This window comes from Streptomyces sp. NPDC005262 (assembly GCF_042872425.1).
GTDB lineage: Bacteria > Actinomycetota > Actinomycetes > Streptomycetales > Streptomycetaceae > Streptomyces.
On record NZ_JBIAKK010000008.1, the window covers coordinates 141,403 to 160,388 of the forward strand.

Genomic DNA, 18,986 nt, shown 5'->3' on the forward strand with positions numbered 1-18,986 from the left:
TTCCGTAGGGTCGCACTCCGCCTCGACCGTCGTGGGAAGGCCGGTGCGCTCACCTGCGGATGATGTGCTCCGACGGATATGGGGTGGTCGGCGTGACCGGTGGACCTGGACCTCCGATCCCCGTTGCCATCGATTGCGCGTAGAGATACGGGAACGGAACCGGTGAGGTAGGAGGGAAACCGGGCGCAGCCGCGTCGAGGTGGGCATCCAGGCTCAGCGCGGCGGTGATGAGGGCGAGATGGGTCAATGCTTGCGGGAAGTTGCCGAGTTGCTCACCGGTCAGCCCGATTTCCTCCGAGTACAGGCCGAGATGGTTGGCGTAGGTGAGCATCTTCTCGAAGACGAGCCGTCCTTCACGCAGATGGCCGGCGCGGGCGAGGGCTTCGACGTACCAGAAGGTACACGCGGAGAAGGTGCCCTCGGCACCGAGCAGCCCGTCCGGGGAGGCCGCGGGGTCGTACCGGTATACGAGGCCGTCGGACACGAGATCCTTCTTGATCGCGTCCAAGGTCGAGAGCCACCGGGGATCCTGCGGGGGTATGAACCCCACCGAGGGCATCCGCAGAAGCGCCGAGTCCAGGACGTCGCTGCCCAGGTACTGCGTGAACGCGGCACGTTCCGGACTCCAACCTCGTTGCATGATCTGCCAGTAGATGGCATTGCGCTGGCTGGTCCAGCGCTCCACCTCGGCAGGGCGTCCGTTCTGGGCGGCCATGCGAAGGGCCCGGTCCAACGCGATCCAGCTCATGAGCCGCCCGTAGGTGAAGTCCTTGTCGCCGCCGCGCGTTTCCCAGATGCCGGCTTCGGGACGGTCCCAGTGCTCGCACACCCAGTCCACCGTGTCGATCAGCCCTTGCCAGACTCGGGAGGTCGTCGGCAGACCCCGCTGTTCGGCGAAATTGAGGCACTCCAGTGCCGATCCGTAGATGTCGAGCTGCAACTGGTCGGCGGCGCCGTTGCCAATCCGCACCGGGGCAGAGGACCGGTAGCCTTCCCAGTGCCCCAAGGTCTGCTCCACCAGGTCCGAGGACCCGTCGACGCGGTACATGACTTTCAGAGGGTGTTCGCCCGGACCGGCATGTTCCTGGACGCGGTCACCCAGCCATTCGGTGAATGCCACGGCTTCCTCGGCGAATCCCAGACCGAGCAGCGCGTGAAGGGACAAGGAGGCATCGCGCACCCACGCGTAGCGGTAGTCCCAGTTACGCTCGCCTCCGACCTGTTCGGGCAAGCTGGTGGTCGGAGCTGCGACCATGGCCCCGGAGGGGGCGTACGTCATGAGTTTGAGCGTCATGGCGGAGCGGTTGACCGTCTCCCGCCACCGTCCGGTGTAGCGTGAACGTGCCAGCCATTTGTGCCAGAAGGCGATGGTGTCGTCCAGGAGCCGCTCGCATTCCTCCGGCGAAACGATATGTGGCGGGCCGTCAGCGAACGTCTCCAGCACCAGCCCGCGGGTCATGCCCGCTCGCAGCCCTACGGTCATGCACACGTCATCGGCGTGAATCCTCCGGTCGCCCACGCACACGTTGCCCGGCGTGTCCACCACATGCATGGTCACGTCGGTACCTCGGCCGGCGAAATGCCAGCCGCCCATGTACGACGTGACCTCGTGCGGTTGCCGCCCGTAGTCGAACCGAGGGGCGATCTTGATGTCGAACGAGATCTCACCACGTGTGCACCGCAGCATGCGGACCAACCGGTGGCGGTTCGTCGGATTGCGGGGCGAGGCAGGTGGCATGAAATCCACCACCGATCCGACGCCTTGCTCGGTCATGAATCTGGTGAGCAGCACACATGTGTCCGGGTAGTACAACTGCTTCGTCGCGTACGTCGGTGCCCGTGGAGCGACCGTCCAGCGACCGCCGTTCTCGCTGTCGAGCAGTGCTCCGAAGACACTGGGCGAGTCGAATCGCGGGCTGCAGAACCAATCGATCGTTCCCCCGGTGGAGACCAGTGCGGCTGTCTGCAGGTCACCGATGAGTCCGTGGTCCTCGATCAGCGGGTGCTCGTTCATGGGGCCTCTTCCCATTCGCCTCGCATCAGCGATGACGTCGCCGCTTCCGCCCATTCCGCTTGCGGACACAGATGTGCTCCCATCTCCAGACTGCCCGGCGCGCCCAGTGTTCGCATCACTCCCGCAGGCGGACCGACACCGCGCGCATCTCCGCCACGGCCACGGCGATCCGCCCTGGGGCGTGCCCTGTACGGTCCGCCACGGCCGGCGCGCCGGTATTGCCTTCGACATAAGTTGTCGGTGACCCGTACTGGTGAGCGTGCACAGCGTGCGGCCGCGATCTGCGGTCGTTCGGACCGAGCGCGATTTAGGGTGAGCCAGGGCCTCTCATCTGGGGCATGCTGCGCTCGCGGGGTCTGGCCTGATCCGAACGAAATCCCCTGGTGGCAGAAAGGATCAAGCTATGAGCGGCCTGCCGCCCGAACTGCGAGAGTTGATCGCGTCCGGGCCCATGGTTCACCTGAGCACGATCAACCCCGACGGAAGCCCGCAGGTGACAGTCATCTGGATCGGGCTGGACGGCGACGATCTCGTCAGTGGTCACATGTCGCGCCACGTGAAGCTGCGCAACATCGAGCGCGACCCGCGGGTCGCGCTGTCCTTCGACGGACCGCGGGTGCCCGGTGTCTTCTTGAACGAGTACGCCGTGTTGCGGGCGCGGGCCGATGTTCGGCCGAGCGACGACGCATGGGATCTGCTCAACGGATTGGCGAAGGTCTATATGTCCCAGGACGCCGAATTCCCGGCGCCCAAGGGTCCCGGCTTTCTCGTGCGCTACTCCGTGGAGCGAATCGGTGGCGTCGGCCCGTGGGCGCCCACCTCCCGTTGAGCTGCGGGCAAACGGCATACGTATGGATCGCCACTGTCGGTCACGGGTGGTTGGCCGAGCTCCCCAGGTCTACGGTTGAAGAGCATGACGATGCCATCGGAGGCGATGCATGGTGGCTGCAACCAAGAAGATCCTGGTGATTGTCACCAATGTCGATGAATACAAAAAATCAGGCATGAGGACCGGCCTTTGGCTGGGAGAGTTGACTCATTTCTGGGACGTGGCCGAGCCCAGCGGATTCTCGATGGATATCGCAAGCCCGTCCGGAGGGAAGGTCCCCATCGACCCGGAGAGCCTGTCGCATGAGGTTCTTGCCGAGCTGAACACCGGGAAGCGATACGAGAACAGGCGGTTCATGAATCTCCTGGAGGACACCAGGAAGATCTCTGAGGTGAACGCCGAAGACTATGACGCGATTTACCTCACCGGCGGCCATGGAGTCATGTTCGACTTTCCGCAGAGTGAGGATCTCGAAAGCCTGATGGCTGAGTTCTACGAGAGCGGTCGAGTCGTGTCGACGGTTTGTCATGGCGCAACCGGCTTGCTGAATGTGACCCTGAGTGACGGAGAGCCCCTGGTCAAGGGCAAGAGTGTCACCGGGTTCTCCTGGCCCGAAGAGGAACTGGCGAACAGGGCCCAGGCGGTTCCCTACAACCTGCAGGAAGAGTTGAAGAAGCGCGGCGCCGAATACAGTACGGCCGATGAACCGTTCGAAACCTATGTCGTCGAAGAAGGACGTCTGATAACCGGTCAGAACCCGGGCAGCGCCAGGGCTGTCGCCGAGGCCGTCGTCCGTCAGCTGACTGCAGCCTGACGCAGAGTGGCGGGGGAGGCCGGTTCATCGAGCCCAGCGGATGAACCGTTGAGCAACTCGATCTCCGCATAGTAGATTCGGACCGGAGATGCGAATCCGCGTGGACGTGTGCGCCGGGGCCCGGCCTGCTGAGACGACGCGTTCAGGAGAGGTCATGGGCGAAGGCAAGGCGCAGGTCGATTTCGTGTCGGAGGCGCCCGAGCCTCGGCCGCCGGCCGTCAACTGGATCCACGGATCCTCGTCGGCGAAACACAACACGGACCCGGACATCCAGGTCCACGCGTACGACGAGCACACGTTCATCCTGCGTCAGAACATGGCGATCAACTACGAGGCGCCGTTCCTGTTCCTGATCTTCGGCAACCGTCGAGCTGTACTCATCGACACCGGAGCCACCGAGTCCGCCGAGTTCTTTCCGCTGCGCCGGGTTGTCGACGACCTGGTCGGGCGGTGGTTGGCCGAGCATCCGCGCGACGGCTACACGTTGCTCGTCCTGCACACCCATGGCCATGGCGATCACATCGCGGCCGACGCACAGTTCACCGACCGCCCCCACACCACGGTCGTGCGGGCGGATCGGAGCAGTGCCTGGGGCTACTTCGGTTTCACCGACGACCCGGACCGGGTGGCCCGGGTCGACCTCGGTGGCCGGGTGTTTGAGTGCCTTGCCACCCCAGGCCACCATGAGGCGGCCATCACCTACTACGACCCGCACACCGGATTCCTGCTCACCGGCGACACGGTGTACCCGGGGCGGCTGTATGTGGAGGACTGGGTCGCCTTCGGAAGAACTGTCGACCGTTTGATCGCGTTCGCCGACACCCGACCCGTAACCCACATCCTCGGCTGCCATATCGAGATGACCGACGAACCCGGTGTGGACTACCCGGTCCTGACCACGTACCAGCCGGATGAGCCACCGCTGCAGATGACCATCAGCCAACTGCGGAGCATTCGCGAAGCGATGGACGAGATCGGCGGCCGACCCGGACGGCACGCCTTCCCCGGCTTCATCATCTGCAACGGGGATGCCTGAACAGCCGAGGAATCCGGGCGCTCCACATCCGCCGCCTCCCAGGACGACCGTCCGCCTATGGAAGACGTGGGACCACGCCCTGGGATCCGGGCAGTCCGGTCCGGATCATCGATCGTGAGAAGCGGGGCGACGACGTCTCGGCAGCGGTCCTGAGCGTCGTCGTAGTCGGGCGCCGCCGCGGTGCGACAGGGGAGACGCACGGCACATCCGGTCCTGTCACATCCGGCCGAGCTGTTCCGTCAGGGATGTGTAGGCACCGACAACGGCAAGGAGGGCACCATGGATGCTCGTTTGAACCTTTTCGGCAACCCGGTCGCAGCCAAGTTCCTGGGGCACATCGTCTCGGCGGGCAAGGCGGTGTCGGGCTCGACGCTGCCGGCCGCGACGCAGGAGCTGGTGAAGCTCCGCGCCAGCCAGATCAATGGCTGCGGCTTCTGCACCGACATGCACACCAAGGACGCCGCGCACGCAGGGGAGACCTCGACGCGCCTCAACCTGGTCGCGGCCTGGCGCGAGGCCACGGTGTTCACCGACGCCGAGCGCGCCGCCCTGGAGCTGGCGGAGCAGGGCACCCGCATCGCCGACGCGGCCGGCGGCGTCACGGACGAGGCCTGGGCGAATGCCGCCAAGCACTACGACGAGGAACAGCTCGCCGCCCTGGTCTCGCTCGTCGCCCTGATCAACGCATTCAACCGTATGAACGTCATCGTCCAGCAGCCCGCCGGCGACTATCAGCCCGGCCAGTTCGGATAAGCAGCAGTGCTCGGCCCGGACCGCCGGTGTCCCGCACCGGCATCAGCGCACGCCTCGGATGCCCCTCGTCGGGGTCCGGGGCGTCGTTCTGATCCGTCCGGCGGTCCGACTCGTCTTCGTGGTCGGTGCGTCCCGGGACCGGCCCGTCGCGTGGTGGTCCGGATCGTCGACGGAGTCCCCAATTCGGGGCCCCGGCCGATGCTGGTGGGAGCGCACGATCGTGGAGCCCACCGCAACGACCCAGTAAACCCCCACGGCCCGGATCGGACTCAGGTCACTGGACTCGGGGCTCCTCCGGTCAGTGGCTCGCTGTCAACGCGCGCCGCTCAGGTCGCGATGGATGACACGCGCAGCACCTTCGATGGTGGCGACGCCGTAGTCCATGGTGAGGTTCCCGCTCGAGAGGACCGTCATGCCGTAGTCGTGACCGCTGCCGGTGAAGGCGCCCACGCTGTGCACTCGCCATCCGTCGGTGGCGCGCTGCAGCCACCCATTCTTGACGTGCACCGCTGCCGAAGCGGGCGATCCGGCGGGCACCCCCCACCTCTGGCCGGCGGTGACGTGCTCCATCAGATCGAGAGCGTAGGCGCGCGAGGCCGTGGTGAGCACTGAGTTCTCCGTCGTCAGCAGCTGCATCAGCCGGAGTTCGTCAGCGGCGGTGATCTGGGTGAGCCCCCAGCTTCCACCGGAACCCGGGACGGTGTGCCGCATGTCTGCCAGGTCCAGGAACTTCTTGAAGCCGGCGGATCCGATCTGGTGCCAGAGAGCGGAGGTCGCGTCGTTGTCGGACTTGGTGATCATCGCCTTGGTCAGTCTCACCTCCTGCGGAGTCAGCTTCCGGTGTGCCTCCTGGGCCTCCCGCAGCAGGGTTCCGAGCACTGTGACCTTGACCACGCTGGCGGAGTCGAAGTGCGTGTCGGCCCTGAGCTCGCACGTGGTTCCGGTGCCCCGGTCGTAGAGGGCCAGCGCCGATGTGTCCTGCCGCCCGTCGAGAGCACCGGCTATGTCACCGGACAGCCGCGTGGCGAGGCCAGGCTTCTCCGAGGTACAGACGACCTTGGAACCGCCCACTGCGGCGCCGGCCGTGGTTGCCGAGGCCGAGGCAGGGGTGGCTGTGGTGAATACGGCGAGCAATGAGCTTGCGGCAAGGGCAGCGGCCGCACCGCGCCGAGAGCAGGTCAATATGTGCGATCCATACATGAAGGCTGTGTCCCGTCCTGCTGCGTGTCGGAGTTCATCTCGCCGGACCTCGTGTGGCTGGGGGCGATCGGCTCGCGCCACGCCTGCTTTCAACCGCGCGGCGAGGTGGGCTGCGGCAGGTGACTGCCCTGGCACCTGTGTGGGCCGCAGAGAATGGATGAATGAGGAAGGGCCGGGCGGAACCGGATTGGATCCCCATTTCATATCTCAAAGCGACCATACGTTCCGCGGGGACGGGCATTTCGAAAAAAGATGACGAATTGTCCGATATCGGCACTATGTCGAGATGTGATATTCGCCAAACAAGGGCGGCCTCGGAAGCAGGGACCCCGACCGCTGGCACGGCAGGACAGCGGGCATCACGCTCCGGCGCCCTCAGAAGCTGACGGCGCCGGAGCTCACTCCTTGACCGCCCCCTCGTTGGCGCCGCTCACGAAGTAGCGCTGGAAGCAGAAGAACAGCGCAGCCACCGGGATGGTGGAGAGCAGGGCTGCCGTCAGCTTCAGGGGATACTGGGTGCCGCCGCCGAGACCTCCCGAGACGAAGCGGGCCAGCCCCGTGGTGAGAGTCTCGTACTGGCCGGACTGGGTGCTGACGAGGAAGTGCGTGAACTCGTTCCACGACCCCTGGAACGACAGGATCGTCAGGGTGATCAACGCCGGTCTGGCCATCGGCAGGACCACGGACCAGAAGATCCGGAACACACCTGCTCCGTCCACCCGGGCGGCCTCCTCGACCTCGCGCGGCACGGATTCGAAGAACTGTTTCATGATGAAGATGCCTGCCGCATCCACCAGCAACGGAAGGATCATGCCGGTGTATGTGTCGAAGAGCCCGAAGGTGTTGAGCACCAGGAACTTCGGGATGAGCAGCGCCACTCCGGGCACCGCCATCACTGCGAGCACGAAGCCGAGCAGTACCGAGCGGCCCCGGAAGCGCAGCCGCGCCAGCGCGTACCCCGCCATCGAGTCGAACAGCACCCGGCCCGCAGTCACCAGTACCGCCACCAGCGCCGAGTTGCTGAGCCAGCGCAGGAAGGGAACCCCTTCCGAGGCTTGGCTCAGCCCGAACAACCGCTGATACGCGGCCGTCGTCGGAGTGGTGGGCAGCAGGGCCAGCGGGTGCGCGGCGGCATCCGGGTCCGTCTTGAAACCGGTCACCAATTGGAGGACGAACGGCAGCAGATAGAGCAGACCCAGCCCCAGCACCACGGCGTACCCCACCAACCGCGCCGGCAGCGGGAAGCGGCTCAGGACAGGGTGGCCTCGTTCGCGTGATGCGCGACGGAGAGGAGACCGCCGAGCCCGGTCGCGTACGGCCGTACCTGCGGCGGTCATCGGTTCCTCCCGGTGGGTACGCCACGCTCCCGCAGCGCCCAGCGCTGGAACGCGGTCAGAATGAGGATCAGGGCCAGCAGAAGGAACGCGATCGCCGAGCCCTGCCCGAAGTCCGCGTTGTCGAAGCCCGCGGAGTACGACAGGAATGCGGGTGTGAGCGTCGTGTTGCCCGGGGCGCCCTGGCCCATCACGTACACCTGGTCGAAGACCTGCCAGGTGGAGATCAGTCCCAGAGTGAGCACCAGGAACAGCACGGGACGCAGCGCGGGCAGCGTCACGTACCGAAGCATCTGGCGGCGGTTGACCCCTTCCATGGCGGCCGACTCCTCCAGCTCCCGCGGGATGTTCTGGAGCGCCGCGAGGAAGATCAGCATGAAGCTGCCAGAGGTGGTCCACACGGCGAGCAGGATGATCGTGCACATCGCGACCGACGGACCCGCGAGCCACTCGAACCACGACAGACCCATCAGCGAGTGGTCGGCGAGCACCCCGGCGGGCCGTTCGGGATCGACGATTCCCAGACCGCTCAGGATCAGGGAGAGCACTCCGCGCGGGTCCGCGAACCAGTTGGGTCCCTTGAGCCCGATCCAGGACAGCATGGAGTTGACGGCTCCGCTGCCCTGGAAGAGAAAGAGGAAGACCGTGGAGACGGCGATGGAGCTGGTGACCGACGGGAAGAAGAACGTTGTACGGAGCGCGCCCCGGCCCCTCAGCAGTCTCTGGTTGACGATCAGGGCCAGCGCCAGTGCCAGCACGGTCTGCAGGGGGACGGTCAGCAGCACGTAATAGGCGTTGTTGCGCAGGGAGGTCGCGAAGAGTGTGCGGTCGAGTCCGTCCTGGGTGAGCAGCGTCCGGTAGTTGTCCAGACCGACGAAATCGGCCTGACCGGAGAACGGGTTGGACTGCCCGTCCCAGTGCAGCAGGCTCACCCACAGCGCCATCAGGATGGGAAGCACCATGAAGAGGCCGAGGACGAGCACCATGGGGCTGACGAACAGCCAGCCCCAGGCGCCCTCCCCGCGAAGGCCCGCGCGCTGGGAGCGGGCCTTCGCGGTCGTACCGGTTCTGCCGGGTGCGCTGTCAGGTGCGCCGGGCGAGCCGGTCGTGCGGGGAGTGCCGCTCGCGCGGATCGTGCGGATGGGCATGGGGCTCAGTTGCCCTTCACGATCGCCTGTTCGCCATTGCGCTGAAGGTCGCCGAGGATCTTCTTCGGGTCGGCGGTGCGCAGCGACTGCAGATCGGTGTTGAACTGGCTCAGGACCTTGTCGAAGCCGGCGATCGTCACCGGGCCCTGCGCGTAGGCGTTGCCGTCCACCCAGGCCTTGGCGGCCGGCTGCTTCTCGGCGTACGTCGCGAGCGCGCTCGTCCGCGACGGCATGACGCCGAAGGCGTCGGCGAACGCGAGCTGCTGCTTGGCGGAGGTGAGGTACTTCACGAGGTCGACGCCCGCCGCGCGGTGCGCGCTGTCGGCGGCGACGCCCCAGCAGTTGCTGAAGGCGAGGGTGCCCTTGCCGGCCGGTCCCTCGGGCAGCGGCGCGACGGCGTACTTCACTTCGGGGTAATCGAGTTTCATACCGCCGTCGAGCCAGTTGCCCTCGATGGTCATGGCGGCCTTGCCCTTGCCGAGCGCCTCACCGCCCCAGCTGGTGTCCACCTGCTTCGCGAACTTCATCGAGCCCGACTTGAGCAGGGACTGGACGAAGGTGAGCCCCTTGGCGTTCTCGGGGGTGTTGGCAGTCATCTTCTTCTGGTCCGCGTCGATGAGCCAGCCACCGGCCTGCTTCATGAAGACGCCGAGTCGCTGGTACTCGTCGCTGGTGACCAGACCGGTGACGCCGTTGCCCGTGAGCTTGTCCGCGACGGTCTTCAGTTCCTCCCAGCTCTTCGGATAGTCCTTCTCCGTCAGCCCGGCCTTCTTCCACAGATCGGAGTTGATGGCGAGACCGAGGGTGGAGGTGTCCTTGGGCAGGCAGACCAGCTTTCCGTTGTACGAGAACGAGGCACGCAGCTGCTCGGAGAAGTCGTCGGCGTCGGATATCCGGTCACCGTACGCGTAGAGCGAGCCGCCCTTCGCGTAGTTCGCGAACTGGTCGGAGTTGACGTAGAAGACGTCCGGCGGCTTGTGCCCGGCGAAGGACTGAGCGAGCTGCTGGTTCATGTCCTTGGCGACTTCGACCGTAACCGTGTTGCCTGACGTCTTCGCATACGCGGCGGCGGCGGTCTTGACTGCCTGGGTTTCGGCGTCCCCCGAGGTGGCGATCAGTACCGTCAGTTTCTGCTTGCCGGCCTTGTCCTGCTTGGGCTCCTTGTCGCTGCCGAAGCTGGATGAGCAGCCGGTGGCGGCCAGCAGCGCCGCGCAGGTGGCGAGGGCGGCGACGGCCGTACGGGTGACCATGAGTTCCTCCAGAAGGCATAACTTGCGGCTCAGCTGCCCGGAAGGGCGTGCTGTGAATCGGTGGCCCGTGAACGGGCGCGGGAGTGGTTCAGTTGCCTGACGCGGGTGTGCTGTCACGCACGACGAGAGACGGTTCGAGCAGGACGCGCTCAGGCGGAGCGTCGGGCTCCGACATTCGGGCCAACAGAAGACGGACACATTCGCGGCCGACGGCCTCCAGTGGCTGGGCGACGGTGGACAGTCCGGGGGAGAGGAGCGCCGCCGTGGGGGAGTCGTCGAAGCCGACGACGGCGACATCCCTGCCCGGAACGGCCTGTCGCTCGCGCAGGGCCTGATAGCAGCCCAGGGCGAGCATGTCGCTGGCGGCGATCACGGCCGTCGCACCCGCGTCGAGCAGTGGTCCGGCGGCGGCCTGTGCCGAGGTGATGTCATCGATGCTCTGCGCCCGCTTGCCGCGCACCGCAAGGCCGTGCCGCTGCATGGCGCGCTGCCAGCCCTCGGCGCGGTCGTCGCCGACTCCGGAGCCGCGCGGCCAGCCGAGAAACGCGATCTTGCGATGCCCCGTGCCGACCAGATGCTCGACCGCGGAGTCCGTGCCCGAGGCGCCGTCGACATCCACCCAGTCGCCTATCTGGCGGCCGGACCACATCCGGCCGAAGCCCACGAATGGCACACCGCGCTTCTCCAGCCAGGCCTGGCGCCTGTCGCCCCGTTCGGTGCCGCTCAGCACGAAGCCATCCACGCTGTGCAGGTCGAGGAGCTCCTCGTACCCATCGAGGCCCGTGCTGCCAGGGGGCGAGGCGAAGAGCAGGATCCGGTAGCCGGCCTCGTCGGCGGTCTGGGACAAGGCGTGCAGAAACCGGTCCATGACCGGGGCCGAAGTGCCGTGGGCTGTGGGACGAATGCCGTAGCCGATGAGTCTGCTGGAGCGGGTGCGCAGGGTCTGGGCGGCTCGATGCGGGCGATAGCCGAGCTCGTCGATGGTGCGGCGGACCCGCTCCAGGGTCTCCGGGCGCAGCAGTTCAGGCGAGTTGATCGCGTTGGACACTGTTTGCGGAGAGACGCCGGCCCGCTTCGCCACCGTGGCCAGAGTCACCGAACCTGCCTTGGGCGCGGGGGTGTTGGGGGAGCGGGGCATGGCTGTCTCCGGAACCGGTTGCGCGAACGGACGAGTTGATTGGAGCGCTCCAATACCGTTGTCAACGCTGTGAAGTCGTAGTTAGGGTTCTTGGAACGCTCCAATGCCTGAGAGGTTCTGCTCTGTTGGACACCACTGTCAAGACCCACGACATGACGAACTCCGACACGGGGCCCGGCCCTTCGGCCGAAGGCCTCCAGCCATTCCTGCATGACGCCTGTGTGACGCTGTACGCCCCGAGCTTCGCGATCTCGCACGCCGACGGACAGATCGACGGTTCCGCCGACGGCTTCTACCACGGCGACAGCAGGGCGCTCGCCCGCCTGACCGTCGCTGCGGACGGGATCGCGATCGCGCCGGTACGAGGAGGCTTCGCCGGAGCGGACCAGGCGGCCTTCCGCGGTGTGCTGCGCGGTCTGGGCGAGGAGACTCCGGACCCGGCGGTCACCCTGCACAGGCGCCGCCGCGTCACCCCCGGGCGGCTGGAGGAGACCCTCGAAGTCTCCAACGCCGGGCGGCAGAACGTCCGTTTCCGGCTGATCGTCAATGCCGGGACGGACCTCGCCCCGATGGAGCGCGTCAAGTCCGGACACGCGCAGATCCCGGTCTCCGCCACCGCCGGTGAGAGCGGACTCGACTGGTCACGGGACACCTTCGCCGTACACCTCACCAGCTCCCCGGAGCCCGCCACCGTCGACCCGGCCGCCGGACGGCTGGAGTACGAGGTCGAACTCGCCCCCCGCTCGTCATGGACCGCCGTGCTGCACTGCGACGCGGCTCATGCGGACGGCGACCTGTTCCCCGCGCCCCCGGCGGACAGCCTGCCCTGGCGCACTCCGGTACTGCGCAGCGCCGACCGGCGATTCGACCAGTGGCTGAGCCAGTCGGCCGCCGACCTCGACCGGCTGCGGCTGACCGATCCGGACAAGCCCGCCGACCAGTTCCTGGCCGCCGGAGCCCCGTGGTTCCTCACCCTCTTCGGCCGCGACTCCCTGTGGGCGGCCCGAATGCTGCTGCCGCTGGGCACCGGTCTCGCCGCCGGTACGCTGCGCACCCTCGCGCGCCGCCAAGGCGTGAATTCCGATCAGGGCACCGAGGAACAACCCGGCAAGATCCTGCACGAGGTGCGCCGAGCCACCCAGAACTTCAACGAGAACTTCTCGCTGCCGCCGTGCTACTACGGCACTGTCGACGCCACCCCGCTCTGGATCACCCTGCTGCACGACTCCTGGCGCTGGGGCCTCGCGCCTGAGCAGGTGGAGCAGCTCCTGCCGCACGCCGAGTCCGCCCTCGCCTGGATGCGCGACCACGGCGACGCGGACGGGGACGGATTCCTGAAGTACATCGACCGCACCGGACGTGGCCTGGCCAACCAGGGGTGGAAGGACTCCGGGGACTCCATCCGGTATCGCGACGGCCGCTTCGCCACTTCCCCGATCGCGCTCTGCGAGGTCCAGGCCTACGCGTACGAGGCGGCCCGCGGCGGCGCCGATCTGCTGCGTGCCTTCGGCCGCCCCGGTGCCGACCGGTGGGAGGAGTGGGCCGAACGGCTGCGGGACCGCTTCCGCCGTCACTTCTGGGTGGAGGACGAACGGGGTCCGTACCCGGCCGTCGCGCTCGACGGGGACAAGAAGCCGGTGGACTCGGTCACCTCGGGCTTCGGCCAGCTGCTGGGCACCGGCCTGCTCAACCATGAGGAGAGCGCTCTGCTGGCCGCCAGGCTCGGCGCGCCGGACCTTGACTCGGGCCATGGACTACGGACCCTGAGCAGCGACTCCGTGGCCTACAACCCGTACGGCTATCACATCGGTTCCATCTGGCCGCACGACACCGCGATCGCGGTGCACGGCCTGGTCAGGGCCGGGTTCCCGGAAACGGCCGCGTCCCTCTCCGGGGGTCTGCTGACCGCCTCCGCAGGCTTCGACGGGCGGCTTCCCGAACTGTTCGCCGGTCATGGCGCGGCGACCGACGTCCGGCCCTCGCCCTATCCGGCGTCCTGCCGTCCCCAGGCCTGGGCAGCGGCCTCGTCCGTCATGATCCTGCAGTCGATGCTGGGGCTCTCAGCCGATGTCCCCAGCGGCACGCTCACGGTCGCACCTGGATTCGCGGAGGAATACCGGCCGCTGAAGGTCGAGGGCCTCGACATCGCCGGCGGGCGGCTGGACATCTCCGTCGACGCCGACGGCACGGCGCACATCGAGGCGCCGAACGGCCTGACGGTGAAAAGGGAGCACATGACACCCCGTTGACGCGGTGCGGCTGCACCCGCCGCGCACGCGTCGCCGACGACGTCGGAACTGCCGCCCTCGACCCGCACTCGTGCGCCGAAGGCGTCTCGAGGGCCTTGGCGAGTGGTCGGGCCGGAACCATCGCTTCCTTCCCTCGGTGACCCTTGGTGATCGTTCGGAGAGGAATGGCCGGCGCCCGGAAACACGGAAGGCCGCCCTCGGGCGGCCTTCGCGAGTCTTGCGTACGGTCAGAACTGCTCGACGAAGTACGGCTCGACCGTCATCCAGCCGTTGCCGGCCGCCCCGTTACGGCGGCCCGAGTCACTCCGGGCGAGGGTGTACCAGGAGTCGACGTAGTCCGGGTCATCGGTCCACCAGGAGGTGGGGATGGCGTCCAGCACCGCGTTCACCAGGGGAATGTACGCCCCCTGGTCCGTGATGGTGAGCAGGGCCGTGGTCAGAGCCTGGGCGAGTGCCTGGTAGTTCGTGTCGCCGTCGTCCTCCATCATCACGGCGTCGGCGAGGTTGTACTTGTAGTTCGACCAGTTGACCAGGATCTGGTTGGGGTAGTAGACGACCCCGTCGCTGTTCAGATAGGGCATGTCCACCGTGTCCACGCGCACCTTGCCGTCCAGCCCGAAGCCGGTCACAAGCGTGTACACCTCGGCGTCACCCTTGACCCAGGGCTCCTCGTCGTCGGCCAGCTCGACGGATGTGACGCGGGTGGACCACCAGCCACCAGCGGCCTGCCGCGCCTGCGGGCGGGGGGTGGCGACGCCATGCTTCGCGAATTCCGCTCTCAGGACGCCGAGGCCGGCCGCGAGGGCCTTGGAGACGTCGATGTCCACCACGTAGACAGGCTGTTCGGGCACCTCACGGGCGTCGAGGGTGTGCGCATGTCCGTGGCTGTCATACGCGGTGATCGTCTCGGCGGCGTCGTCGGCAGGGGCAGCGGCGACCAGCGGGACCGCCTCACCGGTCAGGTCCTCGCGCATCGAGTCGTCGCCGAGACGGACGCGCAGCAGCGAACCGGTGCTCGCGGCCAGCCCCTTGGCCGCAGCGATACGGCGGTCCGCCTCGCGGACCGCGGGGATCAGGGCCTTGCCGCTCCGGGTGGTGGACCGAGCCGCCAGGGCCTGGACATCGACCTGGGCGGAGGTGAGGGCCGCGCCGCGTACCTGTGACCGCCAGCCCGCATCCGTCAGCGAGACGGCGAGGGACCGGGCGACATCGTCCTCGATGCCGCGCACGGCGGACGGTGCCGCGGCGGACGGCGGTGCCGTTGACGCCTCGGCGGACGCCGGTACGGCTCCCTGCGCCGTGGCGGTGGTGACCGCGGTGAGAAGGACGGCCACGAGGGCGGTACGCCGCAACTGCTTCTTGCTCAAGAGATCCTCCTGATGCCGAACGCTGGCTCCGCCCGGGGCGGAGCCGCCGGGTGGGCGTCTGCGCTGCTGGGGCGGGTTCTTGGTCGTCTGCGCCCAGGATGGCGCCATGAGGTCTATGCGAGTAGATCTGCGAGGGTAAATTTCTCGTGTCGGGATCACGTCAAGTCGGCGGGCCCATAAGGGAGTTGCCTCCGACGCGGGGGACCTCCGCCCTTCCGGCACGGCGATTGAGCGGCAAGGCGGTCGCTACGGCGGTCCGCGTACCCCGCTGAGGGGCACAGGCGACAACGGGGGCCGCTATGCCGAACCCCGTCCTGCGCCGTCGGCGCACAAGCTGCGGATGCCCTGAAGGCCGACGCCTGGGCCTCGCCCACCAAGGCTCGGAACTCCCCGGCCGGATCCGTAAGGTCGGCGTGGTCACGGCGCCAGGCGGCCCAGCCGGGACAGGCCCGCTCGTGATCGCAGCAGGACCAGGGCCGGCGATTCGGCCACGCTCGGCGGCGGACGGGCCGCCGGAGCCGAAGGCCATGGCGGCTGAGCGTTCGCCGATGCGGCGGTGTGTGGTCGTCGGCACCCCGCCGAACGGCCGGGACGGCCGGACCGTCCCGATCGTGGTCACCAGGCGCTGCTGTGCCGGATTCTCGGCCCGCGGCGCGGCCTGCTGCGGGCATTCCGTCATCGGCAGGCCTGCTCCGGGAATTCCGTCATCACCAGGCCGGTCACGGGGACCACGCCCAAGGTGGTCCGCCCGGTCGACGTGCGAAGGGCTCCCGGGCGGACTCCACTGTCCATGCTGCCCCGGCCGTCGACACTGCTGCCGTTGACGGGGCCGGTAGTGAGACCGGTCGGGTGGCGCCGCGTTCCGGTTGCTTGCGCCATTTCCACGCGGTGGATTTGCCCTCCGGCTCAGTGGGCCTTGACTTCGTCGACGTCCAGGCCGCGGTCGACGCCATGGGGGGCGACCTTCTGCCCGGGCTCGAGTTCCAGGCGTTTGCCGTCCAGGTGGATCTCGACCTGGTCAGGCTCGAAGGACACCATGTCACCGATGCGGCCAACCTGCGGGTAGGCGTTGCGGTACGTCCAGGCGGCCCGGTGCACATCCCCGACGTCGTAGTAGTCGCACAGGCCCTTGTAGGGGCAGAAGGTCTGTCCTTCGACGGGGCGCAGCCAGGTCTCGTCGATGTCGGCGCGCGGGACGTACCAGCGCGGGGCGAATCCGGATTCGTAGAGCGCGACGGGGTGCTCGGACCGGGCCACCACGGTGTCGCCCATGCGGACTTCCAGGACCCTGGAGGTGTTGCGGATGTCGATGCGGTGGTACGGGTCCGCGGCGTGGCCCAGGACGCGTTCGTCCTCCTCGTAGAAGGCGTCCATGGCCCGCCAGGCGAAGGCGATGCGGCCTTGCATCTCGGCGGCGTGCTCGGGCGGCGAGGTGAACTCCCAGGCGGCGCGTTCCGTGGTGCGGTCGCCGGCGCGGACCGCGTACCAGGTGGTCTCGCCCAGGTCCTTGTGGTGGGTGACCTTGTCGCTCGTGGCCAGGACCTGGGGGTCCACGTCCCCGCGGGGGAAGTAGGCGACGGGGTAGCGGCCCGGCTCGTGCAGCAGGATCACGTTCTCGCTGTCGGCGATCCAGGTGTCGTTGAACTTCACGCGCATGCGGCGGCGCAACGGCTCGGTGAACAGCAGGCGCTCAGGCATGGGCTCGGGGGTTAGGAAATGTCCGATCGCCCCTGCGGAAAGGGGCCCTTGCTGCCAGGACAGTCCCATGGCGTCTTCCTTCCGGGTGCGGGGTGGGCGGGAGGCTGCACCCCGGGATGGTCGGGCGGTTGTCGTTGCCCGGTCAGGGCTTGCAGGAGCAGTGGGAGACCGCGGCCTCCGGATGGCGGCAGGACCGGATGATCTCGCCGTCGCCGGCGGTGGCGTCTCGACCTGCCGCGTCAGGCGAGGACACGGCCGAGGAAGTCGCGGATGTGCTGGGTGATGGGCTCGAGGTGGCTCTCCAGGGCGAAGTGGCCGGACTCGAGCAGGTGAATCTCGGCGTCGGGCAGGTCCCTGCTGAACGCCTCGGCGCCCGCGGGGCCGAAGATTTCGTCGTTGGCGCCCCAGACCGCCAGCAGCGGGACCTGGGAGTCGCGGAAGTACTGGTGCACCTGCGGGTAGAGGTCGACGTTGGTGGGATAGTCGCGGAAGAGCTTGAGCTGGATCTCGTCGTTGCCGGGCCGGTCCAGCAGTGCCTGGTCGTGGACCCAGTTGTCGGGGCTGACCAGGGTGGGGTCGGCGACTCCGTTCACGTACTGCCATCGGGTGACCTCGGCGGTCAGGGCGCCTCGCATGGCGGCCTCGGTGTCGGGTCCGGGCGCCTGGGCGTAGGCGAAGGCGCCGTCCCAGAAGGGCTTGACGAAGCCTGCTTCGTAGGCGTTGCCGTTCTGGCTGATGATCGCGGTGATGCGGTCCGGGGACCGGAGCGCGAGGCGCCAGCCGATGGGGGCGCCGTAGTCCTGCACGTACATCGCGAACCGGTCGACCCCCAGGTGCTGCAGCAGGCCCGAGGTGATCTCGGTGAGGGCGTCGAACGTGTAGGGGAAGTCTTCCAGGGCCGGCATCGCCGACTGGCCGAACCCTATGTGGTCGGGAGCGATGACGTGGTATCGGTCGGCGAGTGCCGGGATCAGGTGGCGGAACATGTGCGAGCTGGTCGGGAAGCCGTGGAGCAGCACCACGTCGGGTGCCTGGGGGTCGCCGGCTTCCCGGTAGAAGACCTCGAGGCCGTTGACGGTGGCCGTGCGGTGGTGGACTGCGGGGGCCATAGTCCTAACCCTTCTATCGAGATTGAGTGGTTATGAATTCAGTCGACCACGCCGGATCTAACCTGTCAAGGCGTTGTTGCTGGTTAGAACGGTTGGTCGAGGACGCTTTCGGGGGTGGGGTGCGTTCGCCGCCGGTCGGGAGCTCGGGGTGGGGGGGCGCGGATCGGCGGCCTCCTCAAGCCTCCGACTGCCGATGGCTCGTCGGCCAGTGGAGCCGCCGGTTGCGAGTGCACTCGGCCGGGCGATGTCGGCCCGGTGGGGCCTGTGTGTACGAGGTGTCGCCCCCGGCCGGGGTGAACGCCTCATCGGAAACTAACCATCAAAAATTTCTTTTGTGGTTAGATCACGCGGGGTTCGTGTAACCTGTCAAGCAAATCGATGCGGTTAGGAGGCGTGATGGCGGCCGATGCCGATCGAGAGCAGCAGGACGCACTGCTGGAACTCCTCAACACGACGCCGGTGGTCAACGGGGTGGTCCAGGATCAGCTGGCGGATCCGGAAGCGGCCGAGGCCTGGCAGCGGGCGCACGGCGGCAGTGGCACCGCGGACGAGCACCGCCACCTCCTGCAGGCGCGTGACGCCCTGCAGGAGGTGGTCCGCGGCAGCCTGCCGGCCACGTCACTGGCTCCGGTTCTCGAGGGCGTCACGTCCCGTCCGCAGGTCTCCTCCGCCGGAGTGTCCTGGGATCTCGACGCCCGCGAGGAGCGCCGGATGGCGGTGCAGGCTGTCATGACCTGGAGCGCGTTGCAGAAGGCGACGCCCGGGCGACTGCGGCCGTGCACCAATCCGGAGTGCCGGCGGTTCCTCCTCGACCGCAGCAAGACCAACAAGGCGCGCTGGTGCTCGATGGCCGTCTGCGGCAACAGGATGAAGGCCAGGCGCCACTACCAGCGCACCCGCAACGGCGCATCCGAGTAGCAACTCCCGAGGACACCGGGAACGTGGCGGCGCTCAGCTCTCCACGGCAGGACTTTCCCCCGCCCGGGCCCCAGCCGCGCAGTCGACTTCGGGTGGTTCCTACCGCCGCAGACCGGTGATGAACCGGCG

15 protein-coding genes are annotated in these 18,986 nt (G+C 67.7%); 6 read left to right on the forward strand and 9 right to left on the reverse strand.

What is annotated here, in order from left to right; translation table 11 throughout:
- Positions 1-49 precede the first annotated feature (49 nt).
- Positions 50-2,014, reverse strand: a complete 1,965-nt coding sequence (locus tag ACFYP5_RS21375; RefSeq protein WP_389038226.1) for a glycoside hydrolase family 15 protein — start codon at positions 2,012-2,014, stop codon at positions 50-52.
- A gap of 403 nt (positions 2,015-2,417) precedes the next feature.
- On the opposite strand from ACFYP5_RS21375, the gene ACFYP5_RS21380 reads away from it, so the two are divergent.
- The 4 genes from ACFYP5_RS21380 (at position 2,418) to ACFYP5_RS21395 (ending at position 5,446) form a co-directional block, all read left to right on the forward strand.
- Positions 2,418-2,843 carry a PPOX class F420-dependent oxidoreductase gene (locus ACFYP5_RS21380; RefSeq protein WP_389038229.1) on the forward strand — a complete coding sequence of 142 codons (426 nt, stop codon included), beginning with the start codon at positions 2,418-2,420 and terminating at the stop codon, positions 2,841-2,843.
- Between the two features lie 109 nt (positions 2,844-2,952).
- The gene (locus ACFYP5_RS21385) at positions 2,953-3,657 is read left to right on the forward strand and encodes a type 1 glutamine amidotransferase domain-containing protein (protein WP_389038231.1); all 705 of its coding nucleotides are present in this window, start codon (positions 2,953-2,955) and stop codon (positions 3,655-3,657) included.
- Between the two features lie 154 nt (positions 3,658-3,811).
- Complete coding sequence (locus ACFYP5_RS21390; RefSeq protein ID WP_389038234.1) at positions 3,812-4,693, forward strand: MBL fold metallo-hydrolase; 882 nt, start codon at positions 3,812-3,814, stop codon at positions 4,691-4,693.
- A gap of 279 nt (positions 4,694-4,972) precedes the next feature.
- A complete protein-coding gene (locus ACFYP5_RS21395) occupies positions 4,973-5,446 on the forward strand; it encodes a carboxymuconolactone decarboxylase family protein (RefSeq protein ID WP_389038237.1) in 474 nt (157 codons plus the stop codon).
- A 312-nt stretch (positions 5,447-5,758) separates the two neighbouring features.
- On the opposite strand, the gene ACFYP5_RS21400 is transcribed toward ACFYP5_RS21395, so the two are convergent.
- From ACFYP5_RS21400 to ACFYP5_RS21420, 5 genes are all read right to left on the reverse strand, one after another.
- Positions 5,759-6,628 (reverse strand): serine hydrolase, encoded by an 870-nt coding sequence (locus ACFYP5_RS21400; protein WP_389038240.1) that lies wholly within the window; start codon positions 6,626-6,628, stop codon positions 5,759-5,761.
- A 416-nt stretch (positions 6,629-7,044) separates the two neighbouring features.
- The gene (locus tag ACFYP5_RS21405; protein WP_389038243.1) at positions 7,045-7,983 is read right to left on the reverse strand and encodes a carbohydrate ABC transporter permease; all 939 of its coding nucleotides are present in this window, start codon (positions 7,981-7,983) and stop codon (positions 7,045-7,047) included.
- Positions 7,980-9,128 (reverse strand): carbohydrate ABC transporter permease, encoded by a 1,149-nt coding sequence (locus ACFYP5_RS21410; RefSeq protein WP_389038245.1) that lies wholly within the window; start codon positions 9,126-9,128, stop codon positions 7,980-7,982. The genes ACFYP5_RS21405 and ACFYP5_RS21410 overlap by 4 nt, the downstream gene beginning before the upstream one ends.
- A 5-nt stretch (positions 9,129-9,133) precedes the next feature.
- Positions 9,134-10,378, reverse strand: a complete 1,245-nt coding sequence (locus ACFYP5_RS21415) for an extracellular solute-binding protein (RefSeq protein ID WP_389038248.1) — start codon at positions 10,376-10,378, stop codon at positions 9,134-9,136.
- A gap of 88 nt (positions 10,379-10,466) precedes the next feature.
- The gene (locus tag ACFYP5_RS21420) at positions 10,467-11,516 is read right to left on the reverse strand and encodes a LacI family DNA-binding transcriptional regulator (RefSeq protein WP_389038251.1); all 1,050 of its coding nucleotides are present in this window, start codon (positions 11,514-11,516) and stop codon (positions 10,467-10,469) included.
- 125 nt (positions 11,517-11,641) lie between these two features.
- On the opposite strand from ACFYP5_RS21420, the gene ACFYP5_RS21425 reads away from it, so the two are divergent.
- On the forward strand, positions 11,642-13,765 hold the full coding sequence (locus tag ACFYP5_RS21425) for a glycogen debranching N-terminal domain-containing protein (RefSeq protein WP_389038254.1): 2,124 nt from the start codon (positions 11,642-11,644) through the stop codon (positions 13,763-13,765).
- A 227-nt stretch (positions 13,766-13,992) separates the two neighbouring features.
- Here ACFYP5_RS21425 and ACFYP5_RS21430 read toward each other — a convergent pair whose 3' ends face one another.
- From ACFYP5_RS21430 to ACFYP5_RS21440, 3 genes are all read right to left on the reverse strand, one after another.
- A complete protein-coding gene (locus ACFYP5_RS21430) occupies positions 13,993-15,132 on the reverse strand; it encodes a DUF3103 family protein (RefSeq protein ID WP_389038257.1) in 1,140 nt (379 codons plus the stop codon).
- Positions 15,133-16,038: 906 nt separating this feature from the next.
- Positions 16,039-16,830 (reverse strand): DUF427 domain-containing protein, encoded by a 792-nt coding sequence (locus tag ACFYP5_RS21435; protein WP_389038260.1) that lies wholly within the window; start codon positions 16,828-16,830, stop codon positions 16,039-16,041.
- Between the two features lie 239 nt (positions 16,831-17,069).
- Positions 17,070-17,939: an alpha/beta fold hydrolase gene (locus ACFYP5_RS21440; RefSeq protein WP_389038263.1), complete on the reverse strand. Its 870-nt coding sequence runs from the start codon at positions 17,937-17,939 to the stop codon at positions 17,070-17,072.
- A 396-nt stretch (positions 17,940-18,335) separates the two neighbouring features.
- Here ACFYP5_RS21440 and ACFYP5_RS21445 point away from each other — a divergent pair, with 396 nt between their 5' ends.
- Positions 18,336-18,857 carry a CGNR zinc finger domain-containing protein gene (locus ACFYP5_RS21445; RefSeq protein WP_389038266.1) on the forward strand — a complete coding sequence of 174 codons (522 nt, stop codon included), beginning with the start codon at positions 18,336-18,338 and terminating at the stop codon, positions 18,855-18,857.
- The last annotated feature ends 129 nt before the right edge of the window (positions 18,858-18,986 follow it).